Raw genomic sequence first — 16,143 nt, 5'->3', positions numbered from 1 at the left:
TCCCTTTAATCATCATCATCGAGCCAGGCCATCAGGCTCTTTTTGGGTGTCGGTTTTGCTGGCGGCTCCAGCTCCGGCTCCTCCTGCTGATCTTCTGGCTGCTGTGTCGTTGTATCCTGCCGCTGCGCACTTCCCGGATCCGTCACCGCCTCTGGTTGCCGCGGCTCGCCAAACTCCTGCCATTCCCAGCCCAGTTCCGTGTATTTCTCCCTCAACCCCGGGAATTGTTGCACCAGCCGCCCCCGTTTGTACAACTGAATCCTCTCTGCCGTTAGGTCATATATGGCCTTCGTCCTTTCTCGTTCTGCCGGGGTCATAGGACTCAAAGGATCTTCCAGCTTCGCTGCCATCGTCACGAGCCCGCTGAGAGCCTTGTTATATTGATCATCGTTTTGAATGAGCTTGCTCATGCTGCCTCACCTTCTCCGCCAGTTTCTCTTTCTCTTCCTTCGTCAGGTTGATAAAGCGGCCAGTATCGCTCTGAAATATCATTTCAAACGTCCCCGTACCGATATCCCGCCCTTTTGCCACGATCAACTCGACGATCCCTTTTTTGGCCGTATCTGCGTTGTAATATTCGTCGCGGTACAGGAATGTAACCACATCAGCATCGCTCTCAATGTCACCTGACTCGCGCAGATCAGACAGCAGGGGGCGCTTATCGGGCCTTTTCTCCGGATCCCTGCCAACTGCGGATATAGCAACCACACATACTTCAAACTCCCGTGCTATCCCTTTCAGAACCTTGGTGATGTAGGCGATACGTTCGTGATTTTTTGTGAATTTCCGCTCAGTATTCAAAAACTGGAGGTAGTCCACATATACAACCAACTTAGAGTGCTTCTTCTTCAGTTGTTTTACTTGCTGGCGAACATACTCAACTGTGGCACCAGGTGTATCGTCAATGTACAGATTACGGCTTGCGATTATCTCGACAGCTTTGCTGTATGAATCCCAATCGTTATCAGACATGAGCCCGGACTTGATCTTCTTGTTTTTGATCCCTCCGATACACGCTACCAAGCGCTCTACCAACTTAAGGGACCTCATTTCTAGCGAAAAAATTATTGCTGACCATCCGGCCTTAGTAACAGCGTCCATGTCATTAAGGACATATTGCGTCTTTCCCATACTTGGGCGAGCAGCAATTATTTCGAGATCACCCGGCTGATGGCCGCCACTCATCTGACTGATTTCGTCATTTGCTGTCTTGGCACCGGTCACACCCTTGCTTTCGGCGCGTCTCATGATCGTATGTTCGTGACCTTCAAGGGTAGTGGCCATATGAACGTAACCGCTCCCGGACTGACCGCGCTGCAACTCTGCCAACTTGTTCATTTTCAGTTGGAGTTCCGATAGATCCCCACCGCCAGAAGACGCGATTTGCTGCCCTATTTCTTGAATCTCCCGCTGAATCCGTGCTGAACGTACACTCTGCTGATAATGGGAGAAATCTGCGGTTGTAGGCACGGAGCTTCGGAGATTTATGAGCCGGGTCATTCCACCAATCTTCTGAAGACGCTCACCCCACTGTGATACAAGGAGAACTGGGTCAAATGGATCTTTGACTCCTTCAAAGTGTTCTTTGGCATACTGAAGCACTTTAAAAATCGTCCGGTGATCTTCCTCTTCGCTGAAATCAGCTGCTGACAGATAACACTCATCCATCAGTTCATGATCTTTTAGTAGAGCCCCTAAAGCAGCACGTTCTGCTTCAAGATTCATCCCGATTCACCCGCATGCCTGCGAAGATTTGTCCCAGCCGTTTGGCAATATGATCCGGCATCGGCTTAACGTCTTCCCTTTCGTGGTACTCTTGGAGCTCGAGGAGCTGCTGTTCTTGCTCTTTCCGCTGAATATCGTATATGGTCAAAGATTTCTCTGGTTCTTTGCCGCCGATCAAATCAGCCGGTGTAGGCGGGAAGCTGCTCGTTCTGAAATGCATCATCAGATTTGATTTGGCGCTCTCTACCGAGGTTTCTCTGAGAACCATATACCAGACATCGATCTTCGCCGGGTCTTCAACCTCGAAATTCTGGTAAACGTTGGTAATCAACTTCATGAGTAATATCACGTCGCTGCGTTCCATCCCGTCCACCTTCCTTTCGTAATTCTTGGTCTAAAATGGACTTTGCCCGTTGAGACTTAGTTGAATATGATCCATCGCTCCCCTTTCGAGTTACAACCTCTAGCCGCTGGTTAAGGTATTTGGGGAACTTGCTTGGTCTAAAGAGAGTTTCGTAATCCAGGTACTTCTCTTTATCTGTTCCGATCCATTCGGCACATTTAACGTCGATCACATGAATGCAGTCCTCTTTGGAATAGCCTTCGTTTAATCGGCCCAAGATGTTTTTCATAGTCCCCGGAGTAGCCCTGTATCGCTTCCCCATTTTTTGATTGAGGTAAGCAATTACTTCTTTCGCAATGGGTTCGTGATTTTTCGCCATATTATTAATACCTTCTTCTTTATTACTTTCTTCTTTAATACCTTCTTCTTTCTGTGGTCGCTCTGCTGGTCGTTGTGCTGGTCGCTTTTCAAATTTGTGCTGGTCACTATCGCCAGAAATCCCTTGCGACATAAAGGTTTCTGCTGGTCGCTCTCCCGGTTTCTGCTGGTCGCTCTGCTGGTCGTTGTGCTGGTCGCTTTTTTGGGTCAATCCGGGTATATATTCGAACGAATAAATCGTGAATTTGCTGTATTTAGCGATTTGTTTTATGAACCCTTCATCGACCAGCTTTTTAACCAGGGTCCTCAGCCGCCGCTCGGAGATATCCATCCGGGTACTCCAGGACGAACGACCGAAGATAAACTCCCTTTTTCGAATGGTGACCTCTTGCCCGTCGATCACCCGAACCTCTGGAGAATCAGAGAACCGAGCGAGGAATGCCATTTCGCAGAACACCATCCAGTAGTCCTTATCGCGCCTGAGCCAGTGATTCTGCAACTCTCTCCCTATCGGGATAAACCCGCTCATACCTCCTCACCAACGTTCAGGTTGTTGTTATTAATTCTTGCGCCTGCTCCACGATGCGATCAGCCAGTCGATGAATCTCCTCAGCTCCGGCTTCATCAACCGGAGAATCCAGCCAGCTATAAATCAATTCCTCAACTTTGGCGTGCAGCCTTTTGCCCGGTGTCTGCTCGACCGTGTAGCCATTGATTAAAGCCATAATCAGTTCGGATCCTCTGCTTAGAGAAAAGTCCTGAAGTATTTGTAGTCGGCGGGTTCGGTCCGGGCTCGCTTTTACAAGATTACGCATGATGTAATCGACATCATGGCCATCCTTTCGAAAGTCCTCGATCGCCTCGGCCACCTCCCGCGGTAGCTCCACCTTCTTCGCGTCCTCGTCCACTGCCCGCTCGATCTTCTGCAGGAGTGTTGTTCGCTCTTCCTTTAACTCAACCAATTCTCGTGCGTGTCTGGCGAGATCGTCGATGCTTTTGTTGAATCGACGGCGAAGTTCGTTACATACGGAGAGCAGTTCGTCATATTCGGCTTTAGTGTAGAGAAGCTCGCCATCTTCCCGCCTAACAGTCCCGTGCCCGCAAACCGTTGTATAGAAATAGCCGTCTGTGTAGTCACTAATTGGGTAAGCCTTGCCTTTCCTGTCTTTATACCAAGTGCCGTTGTCTCCGTTTTTTATCAAAACCATTGGCATCTAAACCACCTCCAAATGATAATGTTTGCCCGCCTCATACCCGATCTGCCGCAGCGCTGATATGACGGTCATCTCCGCCAACTGGGGAGTGTTATTTTCGCCGGATAAGTGAGTGAGGTATATTCGCTCCCCCCGGCCACAGATAAGTCGCTGCAGGATCTCCGCCGTCTGCTGATTACTCAGGTGCCCAATGTCGGAAAGTATGCGGGCCTTGATGCTGTCGGGCCGGTTACACATCTCGACCAGGTCGGGATCGTGGTTTGCCTCGATCAGCACATAATGACTTCCCTCCATGTTTTCAATCATCTCTTCCGTCCACTTTCCGGTGTCAAAGACCACGCAGCAGCGGTCGCCCTCGTCATCTTCTATCGCGTATCCGACCGGCTCGTAGGCATCGTGATAGGTTTGGAATGGGTACACATGGACGCCGCCCAGCTCGATCATCTCGTACTTGCCCCACCGGGTTTCCGCCACCCGCCGCAGATCCTCATCTACGCCGGATATGCCTTTCCACTCTCCCTCCGTGGCCCAAACCGGGATCGAGAACTTGTTGGCCAGCGGCAGCCCCCTGATATGATCGTTGTGGGCGTGGGTTATGAAAATCGCCGCGATGTGATCCGGCCGGATGCCGACTTCCAGCAGACGTTTCTCGATTTTGGTCTTCGCCACGCCGGCATCAATCAGGATGGACTTGCCGCCAGCGGTTACGGCCACGCAGTTCTCGGCGCTGCCGGAAGCGAGAATGTCAACTTTCACTAGCTCGCTCCTCCTCTTCCCGCCGATCATTGTCAGAAAGCATCATTGCGTAGTTTGCAATGTTCGCGCAGCGGCGGCGTAATTCCGAATGTGATAAGTGGTGGTTGCGGAGTTCTAGGTGTTTCGCATTCCTATAAAGTTGATGGAGAAGGTAATCATTCGAGCACACCTTCCAGCCACCTTTGAGTTCATTTGCTCTAAGCTGCTCTTCCATGTCCATTGCAAACCTTGCTACTTCTTTTCTTGGCAGCGGCGTTCGAATGGTAACTTGCTGTACGAAAAATCCGACTGGTTCGCCGAGTTCATACACCTTAATGCAGTCGCGGTCAGCACCAAACCGCAGGGCGATAAGATCGCGGTCAGCGTTATAATAAGTCTCATACTTCGGGTTATCTTCAAATGCTTTGGCAGCCTCATCCACAAACGCTAGATGTTTTGGGGTAATTTCCTTCATATCGCACGCTCCCTCTTTAATCGTTCCTGCCACTCCTGATCGTGCGGGCACCCCTTGGCTGGCTCTTCGTAGCACCGACGCCCGAGCACGAACGAGACGAATTTATCTGTGGCCTTTTCGTAATACATGCCGTTCAACACTTCCCCGGCCGGGTCCGGAGGGGAAGCAACATCAATCTCTGCGCCTCCAAACAGGTCCAACTGCTCGGGCATGTTTCCCATGCTGCTTGCCTCCTCTCAGTCCCTTGTAGCACCGGGGGCATACCCTGCGCCCGTGAAGCTGCCTCCCTTTCCCCGGGTCCCTTATTTCATCCCCGCATATCTGGCAGTCGGGGAGACGCTCAAATATCTCTACCAGATACTTCTCCTTCACGGCTTACTCCGGCAGCGTGTCTACCGATTGCTGCTCTGCTGCCTGCTTTTCTTGGATCTGCATTTCCATGATTTTTAGGTATGCTTTGAGCTCTGCGTCCGTTGGGGTATCGCCTTTCATCTTGCAGAATTCCTGCATGTGTGCGGCCATAGCTTCTTTGTCGGTGATGCCCAACTTCTTGTATTTAAGCTTCATTTCTGCCCGGAGTTTATCTGTCTGGGTAGGTTCAGCTGCAGTGGGTTCTGTCTGTACTGGTTCGGCGGGCCCGGGTTCTGGGGTTATGTCTTTACGATCGTAAGGTTGAACTGCAGCCGCTGACGCCCCAGCTGTCCCGAACTCATCCTCCGAAACTTCAATTCCATATTGCCTTTTGAAGGCTCGCTTGATAGCGTGTTTAACGATCATGTCATCAAAGTAGTCCTTCCACATTTGAGCGTTGCGGCCTTTCAAGAGATGTTCAACCTGATCTCTAGTAATTATCACTGCGATATTCGGAGCACCTTCCCGATAAGCTACGCAGTAGGCTCCGACCGTTTGACCTCGATTCATGGATACAATCCGATGCTTGGGCTCGCCTGTAACCATGTCAATCTCGAATTCATCAGCTTCCTTCACCTCAGAAGCAATGAAGCCCTTATACTGTGGATGTTTTTTTGCCAAGGCCACGATACCCTCGACCGCGATCTGCATGCTCATTACCGGTCCATCTTTACCGTTGTACACGATGCAGTAGATTTGGTTCAGGAACGGGTCCAGCCCCGTCCGGACGCATGTCTGAATAAACAATTGAAGCTGCTCATTACTGGTTCCTTTGGCGATCGTGGACTTGATGATGTCGAGATGCTTTTGTGTAAAACTGCCAACGACAAGTTCTTCTGAAACCGCCTGCAGTTGTGTATTCGAATTTGCCATATGAATAAGTGCCTCCTAAAGATATAGTGTTTTCTCAGTGCCGAGATATCGGTGCGTCAGCACTAAACGATCCGGCAGCGCTTTGGATACAAGCCAGTTCTCAATGTTCAAGCCGGCTTCCTTGATAGCGATCCTCTGGCGACGGGTGGGCTTCTTTCCGTTTTTCAATGAGAATCCCTCCTACCCGCGGGACTCACTGTAGAATGGCCTGAATGCTGTGCCCGTATCTTTGGCCCACTGTCTGCGATCTTTCCGTGAGAGGACCACGCCGTTGAACATACTTTTGATCCTCTCTGCTACCCCAGAAGGCCCGATGCCGCCCGGCTTGTAAGGCGGTTTATCCGATGCCCCACGTTTAAACTGCCGCCGGGATTTAATGAGTGCGAAGTCGCGTGCTGCCCCTGCTTGAAGTGCTGCTGTCAGTGCATGCTTTTTATTTGGGATATGTCTCATTTGGATGAGTCCTCCGTTTCGATTTTTAATGGGCCCTCGACCACCTGGCAAAGAATAAGCTGCCCGCGTGGATCCTTGTAGCGCGTAACGCTCTCCTTGTTGTCGATGAAGCAAGGAGTGATCCAATCGCTTTGCTGGCTGATCACATCGCGAACTTCTAAGCCGGCTCGGATGCTTTCCGAAAGAGAAAACTGTGCTGGGGTCTTGCCATTTCTGGTGACTACAAAGTCCGGTTTGACCTCGCCGTTCTTCAGTTGCTTGAACAGCTTGATGTTCAACTCGCTGAACATGCTCTGAACCTTGGCCGCCTGCAGTTCCGCCGACTTGGCCTCATACGCTTTGATCGCGTCCAGAATAAAGATCGAGTCGTTCCGGCTCGCAAGCAGCTCGGCTTCGTCCGCCCGTGCCTTCTCTAGGTCTTCCCGCAGGCTTTGACGCCGGTTATACCAGCCGATGGTGTCGGCAGTCACGTCTCTGCGCTGCTCCAACCCTCGCATCTGCTCCCATAGATCAGACACGTCTATCAGTTCCACCGCATCAAGCTCCGCTTCAATCTCCTTGCGGCGAGCGACCAGCTTGTCGTGCTCTTCCCGCAGCGGCTTCTTCCGCTCTTCCTTACTCGCTTCGGCTGCCGCCTTCGCCGCCTCGTCAAACGGCCGTTTACAGGTTGAGCATTCCTCTGCGATCTCTTCCCCGTGGACCTTCATGTATCGGGACTTGGCAGCTGCAATCTGTTGCCGAACATTTTCAAGAGTCCCCTCAAGCACCGCCTGCTTTCGTTTGGGCTCGTCGGCCAGCTCGATCTTGGCATGGATATTTTTGATCTGCTTGACCAGTTCAGCGTCTTCCGCTTCGATCGCCTCGATATCATCCAGTACATCTGGAAGCTGACGCAATTGTTCCTCAAGTGTCTCCGTCCGGCCCTGGGCCTTCTTATGTGCTGTGTCCTTGTCGTTTTTGTTCTTCTTATGGATTTCCTCAAGCTGCGGCAGCGAGTGTTTCTTCACCAGCTCGGCCAACCGCTCAGCTTGTGGGTTCAGTTTGATGTCCTTCAGCTTCTGGTCCGAGTTCGTCCGGCTCATTTCTGCGAACACTTCTTTTTGTGTCGGCGGCGTCGAGTAACGGAGCATCAGCTCGCGTTGCTTTTCCCAATGGAGCGAGAAAAAGTACAAGGGATTAAACAGTGCCAAGAACAGGTCCTTATCAATCAGCGATTTGACGATCTCCTCGAAATCACTCGCCTTACCTGGCACATCGTTGACATAGTAGGTTGCCTTCCCCTTCTCGATCCCGCGACCGAATTTCAGCAGCTTGCCGTCAACTTCCAGCAGCGTTTCGGCCAAGACATGATCGTATTTGTAATTCGTAGGAGTCGGGTCCATCTTGCCGCCGAAGGTGTCCGTGCCGTACAATGTCCATGTGGGAATTTCCAGAACACTGGACTTTCCTTCCTCGTTGTCCCCCGTGATCTTGGTCAGGTCGCCAAACTTAACGCTTAGATCACGGTGGGCTTTAAAGTTATGGCCGCTGCATTCAATCAACTTGAAATGACTCATGGTTTCCTCCCCTAAAGCTCCGCAAGCTCTTGCTCGAGCAACCGGATCTCTTCTCTCATCTCTTCTATGAACACACCAATCGCTTTATCAAATAGCCTTGAAAACTCATCCTGTCTAATTCGAGGTCCGTTATTATGGCGATCAATAATACAAATCGTTGTTCGCCCTTCGCTGTAGCTGATGAAATGCTGAAGCTCCTTGATACGCCGCTGAATATTTCGTGCTTTATCAACCCGTTGACCCATGTACTCCAATGTCTTTTGATCCATGTTGTTTCCTCACTTTCGCTTGATTTCAGAGCTCAGAACCCCGAATTTGGCAAAAAAATAATAGGCTTAGTCTTCAGCGACTTCTTGCCATTCCACGATTACCGGACAGTTTTCGATGCTGACGATGATTTTTTCGTTCTCATCGACCACCCAAAACTCCGATATGTTCTCATCCCCAACCTGCTTGATCTCGATGATCTCGCGCCCATTCATTTCAGTACCGACTTCGAAGATTCTGGTCGGGTTACTTACCACCGTCAGCTTCTGGATCACTTGCATTGTCTTGTTCACCTCCTTCCAAGGAATCGAGCATGCTGTCCTCCACCTGCTGCTTGTACGCATCGAGGGCATCCTCTTCCAGTTGACCTGCAGATTTTTGTTCACCCCACAGTGGCCGGGAAAAGCGATCGAGGGACATCCTACATCGCCTCCTGCAGATACCTGCGGTCACCCCAGAGCTTCAGCAGCTCCTGCCGACATCTTCGATATTCTCCCCGGGCGTCTAGTGCCTCCAGGTATCTACGCTCAGCCAGCATGCGTTGCTCGGTCTGAAGTGCTTGGAGCATTTTCTTGCGAAGATAATTCTGATCGTTCAATGGTGGTACTCCTTTCTAAGAGCTTTTTCTATCCATCAATGGAATGACCCCGCGCTTCTTTAGTAGTTCATGAATAAAGAGCCTGCCCTTCTGAGTCCAGCGTGTGTTCATGGTTACGTCCGGGTCTCCGTTACTCCTTGTGATGTCAATAGTTTCTGACTTGGTGTATCCCTTGTCGTGGTACTCTCGGTACAGGAGCCATTGTTTATTCTGCTTGTACTGGACGCGCTCTTCGTGCAGGATTTTGTTTAAGGCATTCCCAGACATTCCATAGTCCTTGGCGATCTGCGTTATGGTCACTGTGCCTTTTGATTTAAGAATCTGATCCAAGTAACTGATTTTCGGCTCGTACTCAGCCACACGCTGCTCCAACATCAAAGCTTTGGTTTCGATTTCTTGTTTGGCTTTCTGCTCCTCAATCCACTTCTGAGCGCGCGCTATTGGATCGTCAATCAAATAAGATGGAACATATGCTGATGCTTTGAATTTTTTCTCGACTTCGATGAAGTAGCGCCGGGCTTCACGGCCTTTAATGTTGTTCTCTACCATGCAGAGTTCTTTCGCCATGTCGAGTTTTAGAATGTAATCCGTTCTTGGTCTCCCGTTAGGGGTTTTCGCCAGAATTGGCGAAAAGTCTTCGCGCGCTACAAATCCGTATTTTTCAATCCGATCCTTAATCCAATTGGTGAAATCGCGACCAACTTCTAGGAACGCATGCAACTCTCGACCATCAACTATCCGTTCTCCAATGTCGGTTTCGTATACCGGAAGGAGTTCATTGGTTAGTACCTTCATTCTGTTGTTCAAATTGTTTATGTCTCCTTTCTCTCATTTCTGCAGCCAACAAGCGTCGGCATACGAATAGGGCGTTCAACAACAACCAAGCGATGAAACACAAGAATGCCATCATTGTGCTTCCTTGATACCGGGGAAGTCTCTTTCAATCATTGCGATTTCCATATGAACAAAATCGATCTTTGCAGGGTTCACAAGGCCGCTGTTCTGGAACTTGTGAAGGTTGTTATAGTGGTTTATGACCTCCACCGGGATTGCGTTAATTGTCATAAAACAAATCCACCTCAATTCCAATTTATTGAAGAACATTCGTTCTCTATTGCATCAATTAAATTAACGGTGTATAATCCATTTTGTCGGAAGTGAATTAAATACACGCTCTATTAATTAGCGAGATCCTGGAATAGATCGTCTACTGTTGTTTCAAAATACTTTGCTAGTTTAAAAGCGAATTTAATTTCGGGGTTATTTCTGCCACTTTCGATACCACGAATAAAACTTTCGGTTACACCAAAATCTAAAGAAAGTGCACGTTGAGTCTTACCCTTTTGAATACGAAGCTCAGTAAATCTCGAACGTTTTACAACAGTTCGTGGTTCAGCTTTCCTACGCGCCAATTGAAAGAACCTCCTTTCAATTTATTTTTATATTTCTTGCGCGCATATTCTGCGCACAACAAATATAGCATGTGCATAATCTGCGCGTCAACACTAAAATTCTATTTTTTGGAGTGTGTTATATGTCTGCTAGTACCGAAGATAAAAAAATGATAGGACTAAGAATCCGGAATCTCCGCGAAAAAACTGGGATGACACAACAGGAACTGGCAGATCGTATTGGCATAACTCGTCATAGTTTATCTAATTATGAAATAGGCCGGGCTGTTCCACAAAGTAATGTTTTGAATAGGCTGGCTGAGCATCTTCATACAACAACGGACTTTATTCTCGGTAACACAGATGACCCTAGACATAGTGATGATATTCTAATAGATGAATTCAATTCTATACTTAAGCTTTTATCAGAAGATGAAAATTCCTTTAAAGCCGAGGTTTTTGCGGACGTAAAGAACACTCTTGATAAAAAATTCACTGTTGCAATTGAAGAGGATTTTACCTATACCCCTAAAGAAGTAAAAGCTATAATGCATGACGACTATAGTTTTTTCTTTAAAACTGAATTATACGGGGCACTTATGAACATTGGAATTAAACATAAGATTGTCGAGGGTATGGGATCGAATAACTTGCAGAATCAAGAACTGTCAACAGTCGAAATGGTAAAGATCCCGGTGTACGGCGAAATTAGAGCTGGATATGGCTCACTCGCACAAGAGGATATCATCGGGTATGAGGTGACCTCTCGCGATTCTGTTGGTGATGGCGAGTATTTTTATCTAATCGTTAAAGGGGACAGCATGATCGACGAGGGCATTTACGAAGGTATGCGCGTCCTTGTCCGGAAACAAAGCCACTGTGAACACGGGAAAATCGGCGTCGTTATTGTTGATGGTGAGGAAGGCACGTTGAAGCGTGTTTATTATGAGGATGATAATGTCGTGCTACGGGCATCCAACAAGAGAATTCCACCACGCCCTTACCCGCTCGACGAGGTAATCATCCAGGGACAAGTAACGAAGGTGGAATTTGATGTATAAAATATCAGTCATCTATGATTACAGTTATGATGGAATGTGGCCTGCTTGGATGGTTATAAAGCCACGCTGCGGATGCTTTGACTGGAACACCGAAACCATATACATTCCCATCGAGGCCCCTTTCCAACGTCTCTCTAGGGATGAAATGAATGACGATTCCTTAGGAATATCAATTATACAGACAGATCTGCTGGTGAGTGTCAAGAAGCCGAATCACTTTGGCATTTTTATGCCACGTGTAAAGCAGCGGCTCAATAAGCTGAGAGGAGAAAAACTGACTCCATTCTTTCGGATGTCAGACATCGAGCATTTAATCATACAGATGTCTGACATTGAAATTATCATGGGTATGAACATATCAACACGATTTGCTTGGGATTATAGTAAGAATGATCGGTCCCAAGTTAATGGGACCGATTTTTAATTTGATCGTTTTTTAACATCAGTCTCGAAATCATTCCATCAATGCTGTCCTGAAACACTCTGTATGGCCTTCCTTCCGTGCGGTAACTGCCGGCGCCTATGATCCAGATATAAGGAAACACCTTCTTCGTCGCCGGCTGCCACGCCTCTCGTTCCCATTCTCCGCTCAGATAGTACTGCTCATATCGGTTCATCTTATCCTGCATTACCTTTTCGCTGAATTGACTCCTCTGGATCTCCACGAACCACGGAGCTCCTTTCCAAATACAGAACACATCCGGCTCCGGCCGCCCCTTACCTCCGAGCTTAGGCTCCACATCGAACACCCGCGGTAGCTCCACCCTCCTAATCTGCTTGTAAAAGTCCACGATAGCCAGGAAATGCCCTGTCTTAGCGCTGTCCTTTTTGATGCCTGGAACAGGGAAATAGATATACTTCCGTCGGTCGGTGGCGCAGGAGATGACATCATCCCGCCGCAGCCGCTTAAGGACCATGTTCGCCTGGGTGATCGGATTTTTGACATTGGAGAAATGGAGCTCCGCGATATCATCCCGGCTGAGGCAGCGGAAGCGTACCAGATCGGACACGATAGCCTTATCCCGCGCGTTCACCCTCATAACACTCCTATCTCGATCTTATCGTCATCCTCCGGAATTTTCGGCTCATTCTGGACCGCTGCTGGCACCTCTGAGAGCTTGTAGGGCTCGAGGAGTGTCTTTGCCTTCGGTAGGTCCACAAAATACACCCAGCGCTCAGATGCACTGATCTCTTCAATGCCGTCCATAATGTCCTTTTCCTTTTCTCAGCAGCGCCACCTCATGATCGCCAGCACGATATATGGCGGCCGTTCCCTCGCCGGCAGATCGTCGATATTCGCCAGGCCCGCTCGGTCCAATAAGTCCCTCGACGCTGCATCTCCTTCCCGAGGACGATCTGTTGCAGCGCCAGCAGGATCCACAGGCGGGCATCCGAATTAGCTTTGCTCTCACCGTTCCTGCTTTCCGCACACTCGCTTTCGTGCAGAGCTAGGGTTCCGGCAAAACCCGCGCTGGCCGGTTATATCAACGCTTTGTGGACACGGTTTTGACGTAGTTGCAGCGGATTTTTGGGACTAAACTTCATATCCGCTATCTGTTAAACTTTAGTTAATAACGTGTGTGGGGTGAGTACGTGAAGAAAACAGGAACTCTTATTTTGCTTTTACTCATTTTTTTAACTGTAACGGCTTGCGGTGGTGGTATTGCGCGGAACGAATCAGAGGATAAAAATCGGTTGGTGTTGTTAAAAGAGGCAGAGTTTTATATCCGGATGGCTGCGCTAGGAAAAGAAGATGAAGCGAAGTCATCATCAGAAAATATTAGAAAAAATGCAGAGGGTGAAGATAAAGAACGATTTCTTGAGTTAGCAGACCTGATGGATCAAGGAGATTTAGAAAAAATTCGATCAGTATATGCGGAATTAGGTGGGGAATACATCGATCCTAACACTTCTTCGGATGTTGATAAAAACGAAGAAAATGATAAGTTCGCCGCTCTCTCACTTGAAGCCGCTCAGCTGTATGTCGAAGCTGAAACAGCGATATCATTGGAGAATCGATATGATATTGCCAAACTTATTGAAAGCAATTCATTTCTACTATCTCAAGAAGATCAAGCACAGTTTGAAGAACTCGCTGGAAAAATCAAAGATGATAATAAAGATGAAGCTGCGAGCCTATATTATAGTCTTAAAGAAAAGTTTGGATTATAAATCGAACTCCTAGAAATTAAAGCCTGCCAGGCATGACACCCGGCAGGCTTTAATAATTCGTCCAATAATCAGTATTATTTTGCCTTGGTGGAGACTTTTCGAGGACCTCGCTCTTAATGATCTGGATTCCCTCTGTCGTGGACTTATCCGGCCAGATGATATATCCCTCAGCCTCAAGGTACTCTAGCCCTCTCACAATATCAGGCCGCCTCCGTCCGGTCATCGTCTCTAATCGTTTGAAGTCAGGCATTCGGCTTGCATGGACTGGACTAGGGTAATTGATCAAAATCCGAAGTAATTTACGCTCTGAGTCAGGAAGCATTCATCCCAGCTCCTTTTGCAGGGCCCCAGGATAAGATGTTATCCATTCGGAAAACCCGAGGCTGGTTGGACTTGAGACAAGTCGCACGAATCAATTTATTTCTGATACCCTGCAGCCTAATTTTGCGTTGAGTAATCTTCCCTTTGCGATCCACGTAAATGATTTCAATTACATTCCCGATGTACTTTTCCATCATTGTCCGCCTCCTATTTAGGAACGTTTGTTTGTATTATATGCGAACAACCGTTCTTTTATCAATGTAAAAATAAGCCACCGGGCATTATGCCTCGGTGGCCTGTTCGGGTACATATTCGATCAATGCAGCAACATCCGTCAATCCAAAATACTGCATCAGGGTGTTCAAGTGCTCAGGAGGCCAGTGCTTTGCTTTCCCTTTCTCCATATCGTTCAGGGTGTTCCATCGTATCGCCGTATCCTCACTAAGCTGGCGAACACTGATACCTTTCTCTTCGCGCAACTCCTTAATTTTAAGCCTTAGCATGCTTTATCACCTCAAAGATACTATACACTTTCCATAAAAATAATTCAACGTTTTTCGTTGACATTCAACGAATTTCGTTGTATAATTAATTATAGAAAGGAGGTGGACAAGATGCGAAAAACAAGGAAAGAAGAACAACGAGATGAAAGAATCGCAAGGCTCATGCTAATGGGTGCCACCATCGGCTTAGCCGGTTCAATCATCAACCTCATCACCGCTCTGGTTGACTAATCAGACGACCCTGATCGGAGCCCCGCAAGGGGCTTCCGGAAGGGTTGGTGAAATCTAAGGCGTTGTTCTTCTCTCCTTAATTATATCACAAAGGAGCTGAAGATATGAATCTTGCCAGAATGTACAAAGTTACAATGGTATTAAGCGCAACATCAATCGTGATCAGCTTGGTGACGTTAGGGATACTAATAGCGAAATGGTAATCCCGCAGCAGTTAAGACCCTGCCAGCAATTAGCCGGTAGGGTCTTTTTTTCAGGCCGCTTTAGAAGGGAAAAGATTGAACTTGTTGAATATACAAATTGATTAGGGGGAGGGTTGAACAGTGTGGGAGAAAGAGGTAAGAGCGGCGGTACGTTCAAAGGGACCTGTTATGATCCGCTTAATGAATGGCGAAATATTACAAGGCATACCGGAGTCCTGTACAAAAAGCCTGGTGAAATTAAGACGGCCTGATAGCGTCATTTGGATACCTGTCGAGGATATTGTGCGAGCAAATCGGCTGCTCAAGATAAACAAAAAAGACCCTGCCAGCGAATAGCCAGCAGGGTCTTTTGATTATTTCTTATTTACCAACCGCATAATGACAATAGCCATTTCTTCACGGGTAATCGGTGCGCCTGGACGCGTCCCATCGAAATACCCTAGCTTTGTGGCTGCTTCCCACGCCGGCGCAGCCCATGAGCTAACAACGTTGATATCTCTTTCTTGCGCCACCAACTTCCCCTCCTTCTTGTTAAATAGCGCCAATTCAGCCTCCCGGCGGCGTACCAATCCGTTAAGAATCTTTCCTCCGGCTTTGTTGTATGCCGTGATGTTTTGGGCGATTTGTTCGATAGTCCTGCCCTCACATAATTTCTTGAGGTTGCCGGGGCCGCAGTTATAACAAAACGACACTAGTGCGTCAAATTGGTTTTGATTCAATTTGGCCGTAACCGGCACGTTTGCTGGGTCATTGACGTGTGCCTCAAACTTTGCAAGATCTCTCACCAGCAAGGCATCAGCCTCGGCCTGTGTGATGGTCATTCCCTGCTTTACATCGGGCCCATGATGACCCCAGCCAATCGTCCAATATTTCTCCGTTGGCACCGGCTTGTACGCCGTTAACCGACAGCCCTCGAAGGACTTGATAAGACTAAGCCCGGATTGTGATATTTTACGGCTCATTGTGCATCACCTGATTTCTTGGCCTGCTTCACAGCTTGGTGACCAAATACAGCAAAGGCCCCTGCAAGAATGCCCTGGATCAATGTCTCCACCGACCAGCCAAGCAGCCCAATGGTGAGCCAAACAGCAATGATCAGGACAATATACACAATGCTCCAATCCGGCACGCGTGGCGTCTGCTTGAATATATACCCCAGCACCCAGCATGCAGCGACTACGATGAGCAACCGAGGGTCAATCAGTTCAAAGATCATGTTCCATTCCATTTAAA

At 48.3% G+C, this 16,143-nt stretch carries 28 protein-coding genes; 4 read left to right on the top strand and 24 right to left on the bottom strand.

Going from position 1 to position 16,143, the window contains the following annotated elements; all coding sequences use genetic code 11:
- Nucleotides 1-5: 5 nt before the first annotated feature.
- The 19 genes from CHH67_RS19145 to CHH67_RS19075 form a co-directional block, all read right to left on the bottom strand.
- A complete protein-coding gene (locus tag CHH67_RS19145) occupies nucleotides 6-410 on the bottom strand; it encodes a hypothetical protein (protein WP_095266889.1) in 405 nt (134 codons plus the stop codon).
- Entirely contained in the window at nucleotides 385-1,725 is a 1,341-nt protein-coding gene (locus CHH67_RS19140; RefSeq protein ID WP_095266888.1) for a replicative DNA helicase, read from the bottom strand. The genes CHH67_RS19145 and CHH67_RS19140 overlap by 26 nt, the downstream gene beginning before the upstream one ends.
- Entirely contained in the window at nucleotides 1,715-2,062 is a 348-nt protein-coding gene (locus tag CHH67_RS19135) for a hypothetical protein (protein ID WP_095266886.1), read from the bottom strand. Before CHH67_RS19135 ends, CHH67_RS19140 begins: the two co-directional genes overlap by 11 nt.
- Nucleotides 2,022-2,975 (bottom strand): conserved phage C-terminal domain-containing protein, encoded by a 954-nt coding sequence (locus tag CHH67_RS19130; protein ID WP_095266884.1) that lies wholly within the window; start codon nucleotides 2,973-2,975, stop codon nucleotides 2,022-2,024. The genes CHH67_RS19135 and CHH67_RS19130 overlap by 41 nt, the downstream gene beginning before the upstream one ends.
- 16 nt (nucleotides 2,976-2,991) lie before the next feature.
- Nucleotides 2,992-3,660: a hypothetical protein gene (locus tag CHH67_RS19125; RefSeq protein ID WP_095266883.1), complete on the bottom strand. Its 669-nt coding sequence runs from the start codon at nucleotides 3,658-3,660 to the stop codon at nucleotides 2,992-2,994.
- Nucleotides 3,661-4,416 (bottom strand): MBL fold metallo-hydrolase, encoded by a 756-nt coding sequence (locus CHH67_RS19120; RefSeq protein ID WP_095266882.1) that lies wholly within the window; start codon nucleotides 4,414-4,416, stop codon nucleotides 3,661-3,663.
- Nucleotides 4,406-4,870: a hypothetical protein gene (locus CHH67_RS19115; protein ID WP_095266881.1), complete on the bottom strand. Its 465-nt coding sequence runs from the start codon at nucleotides 4,868-4,870 to the stop codon at nucleotides 4,406-4,408. Before CHH67_RS19115 ends, CHH67_RS19120 begins: the two co-directional genes overlap by 11 nt.
- Nucleotides 4,867-5,091 (bottom strand): hypothetical protein, encoded by a 225-nt coding sequence (locus tag CHH67_RS19110; RefSeq protein ID WP_244908257.1) that lies wholly within the window; start codon nucleotides 5,089-5,091, stop codon nucleotides 4,867-4,869. The genes CHH67_RS19115 and CHH67_RS19110 overlap by 4 nt, the downstream gene beginning before the upstream one ends.
- Nucleotides 5,092-5,245: 154 nt before the next feature.
- Complete coding sequence (locus CHH67_RS19105; RefSeq protein ID WP_095266880.1) at nucleotides 5,246-6,154, bottom strand: RecT family recombinase; 909 nt, start codon at nucleotides 6,152-6,154, stop codon at nucleotides 5,246-5,248.
- Between the two features lie 15 nt (nucleotides 6,155-6,169).
- The gene (locus CHH67_RS26275; protein WP_179292170.1) at nucleotides 6,170-6,322 is read right to left on the bottom strand and encodes a DUF6906 family protein; all 153 of its coding nucleotides are present in this window, start codon (nucleotides 6,320-6,322) and stop codon (nucleotides 6,170-6,172) included.
- Nucleotides 6,323-6,334: 12 nt separating this feature from the next.
- Nucleotides 6,335-6,607 (bottom strand): hypothetical protein, encoded by a 273-nt coding sequence (locus tag CHH67_RS19100; protein WP_095266878.1) that lies wholly within the window; start codon nucleotides 6,605-6,607, stop codon nucleotides 6,335-6,337.
- Entirely contained in the window at nucleotides 6,604-8,163 is a 1,560-nt protein-coding gene (locus CHH67_RS19095) for an AAA family ATPase (RefSeq protein WP_095266876.1), read from the bottom strand. The genes CHH67_RS19100 and CHH67_RS19095 overlap by 4 nt, the downstream gene beginning before the upstream one ends.
- 11 nt (nucleotides 8,164-8,174) lie before the next feature.
- Complete coding sequence (locus CHH67_RS19090) at nucleotides 8,175-8,432, bottom strand: hypothetical protein (protein WP_095266874.1); 258 nt, start codon at nucleotides 8,430-8,432, stop codon at nucleotides 8,175-8,177.
- Between the two features lie 66 nt (nucleotides 8,433-8,498).
- Nucleotides 8,499-8,711 (bottom strand): hypothetical protein, encoded by a 213-nt coding sequence (locus tag CHH67_RS19085; RefSeq protein WP_095266873.1) that lies wholly within the window; start codon nucleotides 8,709-8,711, stop codon nucleotides 8,499-8,501.
- Nucleotides 8,677-8,850: a hypothetical protein gene (locus tag CHH67_RS26270; protein ID WP_179292169.1), complete on the bottom strand. Its 174-nt coding sequence runs from the start codon at nucleotides 8,848-8,850 to the stop codon at nucleotides 8,677-8,679. Before CHH67_RS26270 ends, CHH67_RS19085 begins: the two co-directional genes overlap by 35 nt.
- Nucleotide 8,851: 1 nt before the next feature.
- A complete protein-coding gene (locus CHH67_RS26265; protein WP_179292168.1) occupies nucleotides 8,852-9,028 on the bottom strand; it encodes a hypothetical protein in 177 nt (58 codons plus the stop codon).
- Between the two features lie 15 nt (nucleotides 9,029-9,043).
- Entirely contained in the window at nucleotides 9,044-9,835 is a 792-nt protein-coding gene (locus CHH67_RS19080; RefSeq protein WP_095266871.1) for a phage antirepressor KilAC domain-containing protein, read from the bottom strand.
- 99 nt (nucleotides 9,836-9,934) lie between these two features.
- On the bottom strand, nucleotides 9,935-10,093 hold the full coding sequence (locus tag CHH67_RS26260; RefSeq protein ID WP_179292167.1) for a hypothetical protein: 159 nt from the start codon (nucleotides 10,091-10,093) through the stop codon (nucleotides 9,935-9,937).
- Between the two features lie 113 nt (nucleotides 10,094-10,206).
- Nucleotides 10,207-10,440 carry a helix-turn-helix transcriptional regulator gene (locus CHH67_RS19075; protein WP_095266869.1) on the bottom strand — a complete coding sequence of 78 codons (234 nt, stop codon included), beginning with the start codon at nucleotides 10,438-10,440 and terminating at the stop codon, nucleotides 10,207-10,209.
- Between the two features lie 122 nt (nucleotides 10,441-10,562).
- Between CHH67_RS19075 and CHH67_RS19070 the strand changes: the two genes are divergently transcribed.
- Both CHH67_RS19070 and CHH67_RS19065 read left to right on the top strand, forming a co-directional pair.
- Entirely contained in the window at nucleotides 10,563-11,480 is a 918-nt protein-coding gene (locus tag CHH67_RS19070) for a helix-turn-helix domain-containing protein (RefSeq protein ID WP_095266867.1), read from the top strand.
- A complete protein-coding gene (locus CHH67_RS19065) occupies nucleotides 11,473-11,904 on the top strand; it encodes a hypothetical protein (RefSeq protein WP_095266866.1) in 432 nt (143 codons plus the stop codon). Before CHH67_RS19070 ends, CHH67_RS19065 begins: the two co-directional genes overlap by 8 nt.
- Here CHH67_RS19065 and CHH67_RS19060 read toward each other — a convergent pair.
- Both CHH67_RS19060 and CHH67_RS26255 read right to left on the bottom strand, forming a co-directional pair.
- Complete coding sequence (locus CHH67_RS19060) at nucleotides 11,885-12,514, bottom strand: replication-relaxation family protein (protein WP_095266865.1); 630 nt, start codon at nucleotides 12,512-12,514, stop codon at nucleotides 11,885-11,887. The genes CHH67_RS19065 and CHH67_RS19060 overlap by 20 nt on opposite strands.
- 2 nt (nucleotides 12,515-12,516) lie before the next feature.
- Nucleotides 12,517-12,687 carry a hypothetical protein gene (locus tag CHH67_RS26255; protein ID WP_179292166.1) on the bottom strand — a complete coding sequence of 57 codons (171 nt, stop codon included), beginning with the start codon at nucleotides 12,685-12,687 and terminating at the stop codon, nucleotides 12,517-12,519.
- A 386-nt stretch (nucleotides 12,688-13,073) separates the two neighbouring features.
- Here CHH67_RS26255 and CHH67_RS19055 point away from each other — a divergent pair, with 386 nt between their 5' ends.
- On the top strand, nucleotides 13,074-13,652 hold the full coding sequence (locus CHH67_RS19055) for a hypothetical protein (protein WP_144029285.1): 579 nt from the start codon (nucleotides 13,074-13,076) through the stop codon (nucleotides 13,650-13,652).
- Between the two features lie 602 nt (nucleotides 13,653-14,254).
- Here CHH67_RS19055 and CHH67_RS19040 read toward each other — a convergent pair.
- Complete coding sequence (locus CHH67_RS19040; protein WP_095266858.1) at nucleotides 14,255-14,476, bottom strand: helix-turn-helix domain-containing protein; 222 nt, start codon at nucleotides 14,474-14,476, stop codon at nucleotides 14,255-14,257.
- A gap of 554 nt (nucleotides 14,477-15,030) precedes the next feature.
- Between CHH67_RS19040 and CHH67_RS19035 the strand changes: the two genes are divergently transcribed.
- Nucleotides 15,031-15,246: a hypothetical protein gene (locus CHH67_RS19035; RefSeq protein WP_095266857.1), complete on the top strand. Its 216-nt coding sequence runs from the start codon at nucleotides 15,031-15,033 to the stop codon at nucleotides 15,244-15,246.
- 17 nt (nucleotides 15,247-15,263) lie between these two features.
- Here the strand turns inward: CHH67_RS19035 and CHH67_RS19030 are convergent, their stop codons facing one another.
- The gene (locus CHH67_RS19030; protein WP_095266856.1) at nucleotides 15,264-15,872 is read right to left on the bottom strand and encodes a lysozyme; all 609 of its coding nucleotides are present in this window, start codon (nucleotides 15,870-15,872) and stop codon (nucleotides 15,264-15,266) included.
- On the bottom strand, nucleotides 15,869-16,138 hold the full coding sequence (locus CHH67_RS19025) for a phage holin family protein (RefSeq protein ID WP_095266854.1): 270 nt from the start codon (nucleotides 16,136-16,138) through the stop codon (nucleotides 15,869-15,871). Before CHH67_RS19025 ends, CHH67_RS19030 begins: the two co-directional genes overlap by 4 nt.
- Between the last annotated feature and the right edge of the window lie 5 nt (nucleotides 16,139-16,143).

The sequence above is a fragment of the Paenibacillus campinasensis genome (assembly GCF_002272015.1).
Taxonomy (GTDB): Bacteria; Bacillota; Bacilli; order Paenibacillales; family Paenibacillaceae; genus Paenibacillus_AQ; species Paenibacillus_AQ campinasensis.
Note: the sequence above shows the minus strand (reverse complement) of the source record. Positions and strands in the feature narration are given on the sequence as shown.

Excerpts from the sequence above, each read along its gene's own strand:
- CHH67_RS19070 (WP_095266867.1), top strand. The coding sequence starts at position 10,563 with ATGTCTGCTAGTACCGAAGATAAAAAAATGATAGGACTAAGAATCCGG.
- CHH67_RS19145 (WP_095266889.1), bottom strand. The coding sequence starts at position 410 with ATGAGCAAGCTCATTCAAAACGATGATCAATATAACAAGGCTCTCAGC.
- CHH67_RS19090 (WP_095266874.1), bottom strand. The coding sequence starts at position 8,432 with ATGGATCAAAAGACATTGGAGTACATGGGTCAACGGGTTGATAAAGCA.
- CHH67_RS19100 (WP_095266878.1), bottom strand. The coding sequence starts at position 6,607 with ATGAGACATATCCCAAATAAAAAGCATGCACTGACAGCAGCACTTCAA.
- CHH67_RS19040 (WP_095266858.1), bottom strand. The coding sequence starts at position 14,476 with ATGCTAAGGCTTAAAATTAAGGAGTTGCGCGAAGAGAAAGGTATCAGT.
- CHH67_RS19025 (WP_095266854.1), bottom strand. The coding sequence starts at position 16,138 with ATGGAATGGAACATGATCTTTGAACTGATTGACCCTCGGTTGCTCATC.
- CHH67_RS19115 (WP_095266881.1), bottom strand. The coding sequence starts at position 4,870 with ATGAAGGAAATTACCCCAAAACATCTAGCGTTTGTGGATGAGGCTGCC.
- CHH67_RS19125 (WP_095266883.1), bottom strand. The coding sequence starts at position 3,660 with ATGCCAATGGTTTTGATAAAAAACGGAGACAACGGCACTTGGTATAAA.
- CHH67_RS26260 (WP_179292167.1), bottom strand. The coding sequence starts at position 10,093 with ATGACAATTAACGCAATCCCGGTGGAGGTCATAAACCACTATAACAAC.
- CHH67_RS19085 (WP_095266873.1), bottom strand. The coding sequence starts at position 8,711 with ATGCAAGTGATCCAGAAGCTGACGGTGGTAAGTAACCCGACCAGAATC.
- CHH67_RS19130 (WP_095266884.1), bottom strand. The coding sequence starts at position 2,975 with ATGAGCGGGTTTATCCCGATAGGGAGAGAGTTGCAGAATCACTGGCTC.
- CHH67_RS26255 (WP_179292166.1), bottom strand. The coding sequence starts at position 12,687 with ATGGACGGCATTGAAGAGATCAGTGCATCTGAGCGCTGGGTGTATTTT.
- CHH67_RS19105 (WP_095266880.1), bottom strand. The coding sequence starts at position 6,154 with ATGGCAAATTCGAATACACAACTGCAGGCGGTTTCAGAAGAACTTGTC.
- CHH67_RS19135 (WP_095266886.1), bottom strand. The coding sequence starts at position 2,062 with ATGAAGTTGATTACCAACGTTTACCAGAATTTCGAGGTTGAAGACCCG.
- CHH67_RS19140 (WP_095266888.1), bottom strand. The coding sequence starts at position 1,725 with ATGAATCTTGAAGCAGAACGTGCTGCTTTAGGGGCTCTACTAAAAGAT.
- CHH67_RS19110 (WP_244908257.1), bottom strand. The coding sequence starts at position 5,091 with ATGGGAAACATGCCCGAGCAGTTGGACCTGTTTGGAGGCGCAGAGATT.
- CHH67_RS19095 (WP_095266876.1), bottom strand. The coding sequence starts at position 8,163 with ATGAGTCATTTCAAGTTGATTGAATGCAGCGGCCATAACTTTAAAGCC.
- CHH67_RS26270 (WP_179292169.1), bottom strand. The coding sequence starts at position 8,850 with ATGTCCCTCGATCGCTTTTCCCGGCCACTGTGGGGTGAACAAAAATCT.
- CHH67_RS19065 (WP_095266866.1), top strand. The coding sequence starts at position 11,473 with ATGTATAAAATATCAGTCATCTATGATTACAGTTATGATGGAATGTGG.
- CHH67_RS19030 (WP_095266856.1), bottom strand. The coding sequence starts at position 15,872 with ATGAGCCGTAAAATATCACAATCCGGGCTTAGTCTTATCAAGTCCTTC.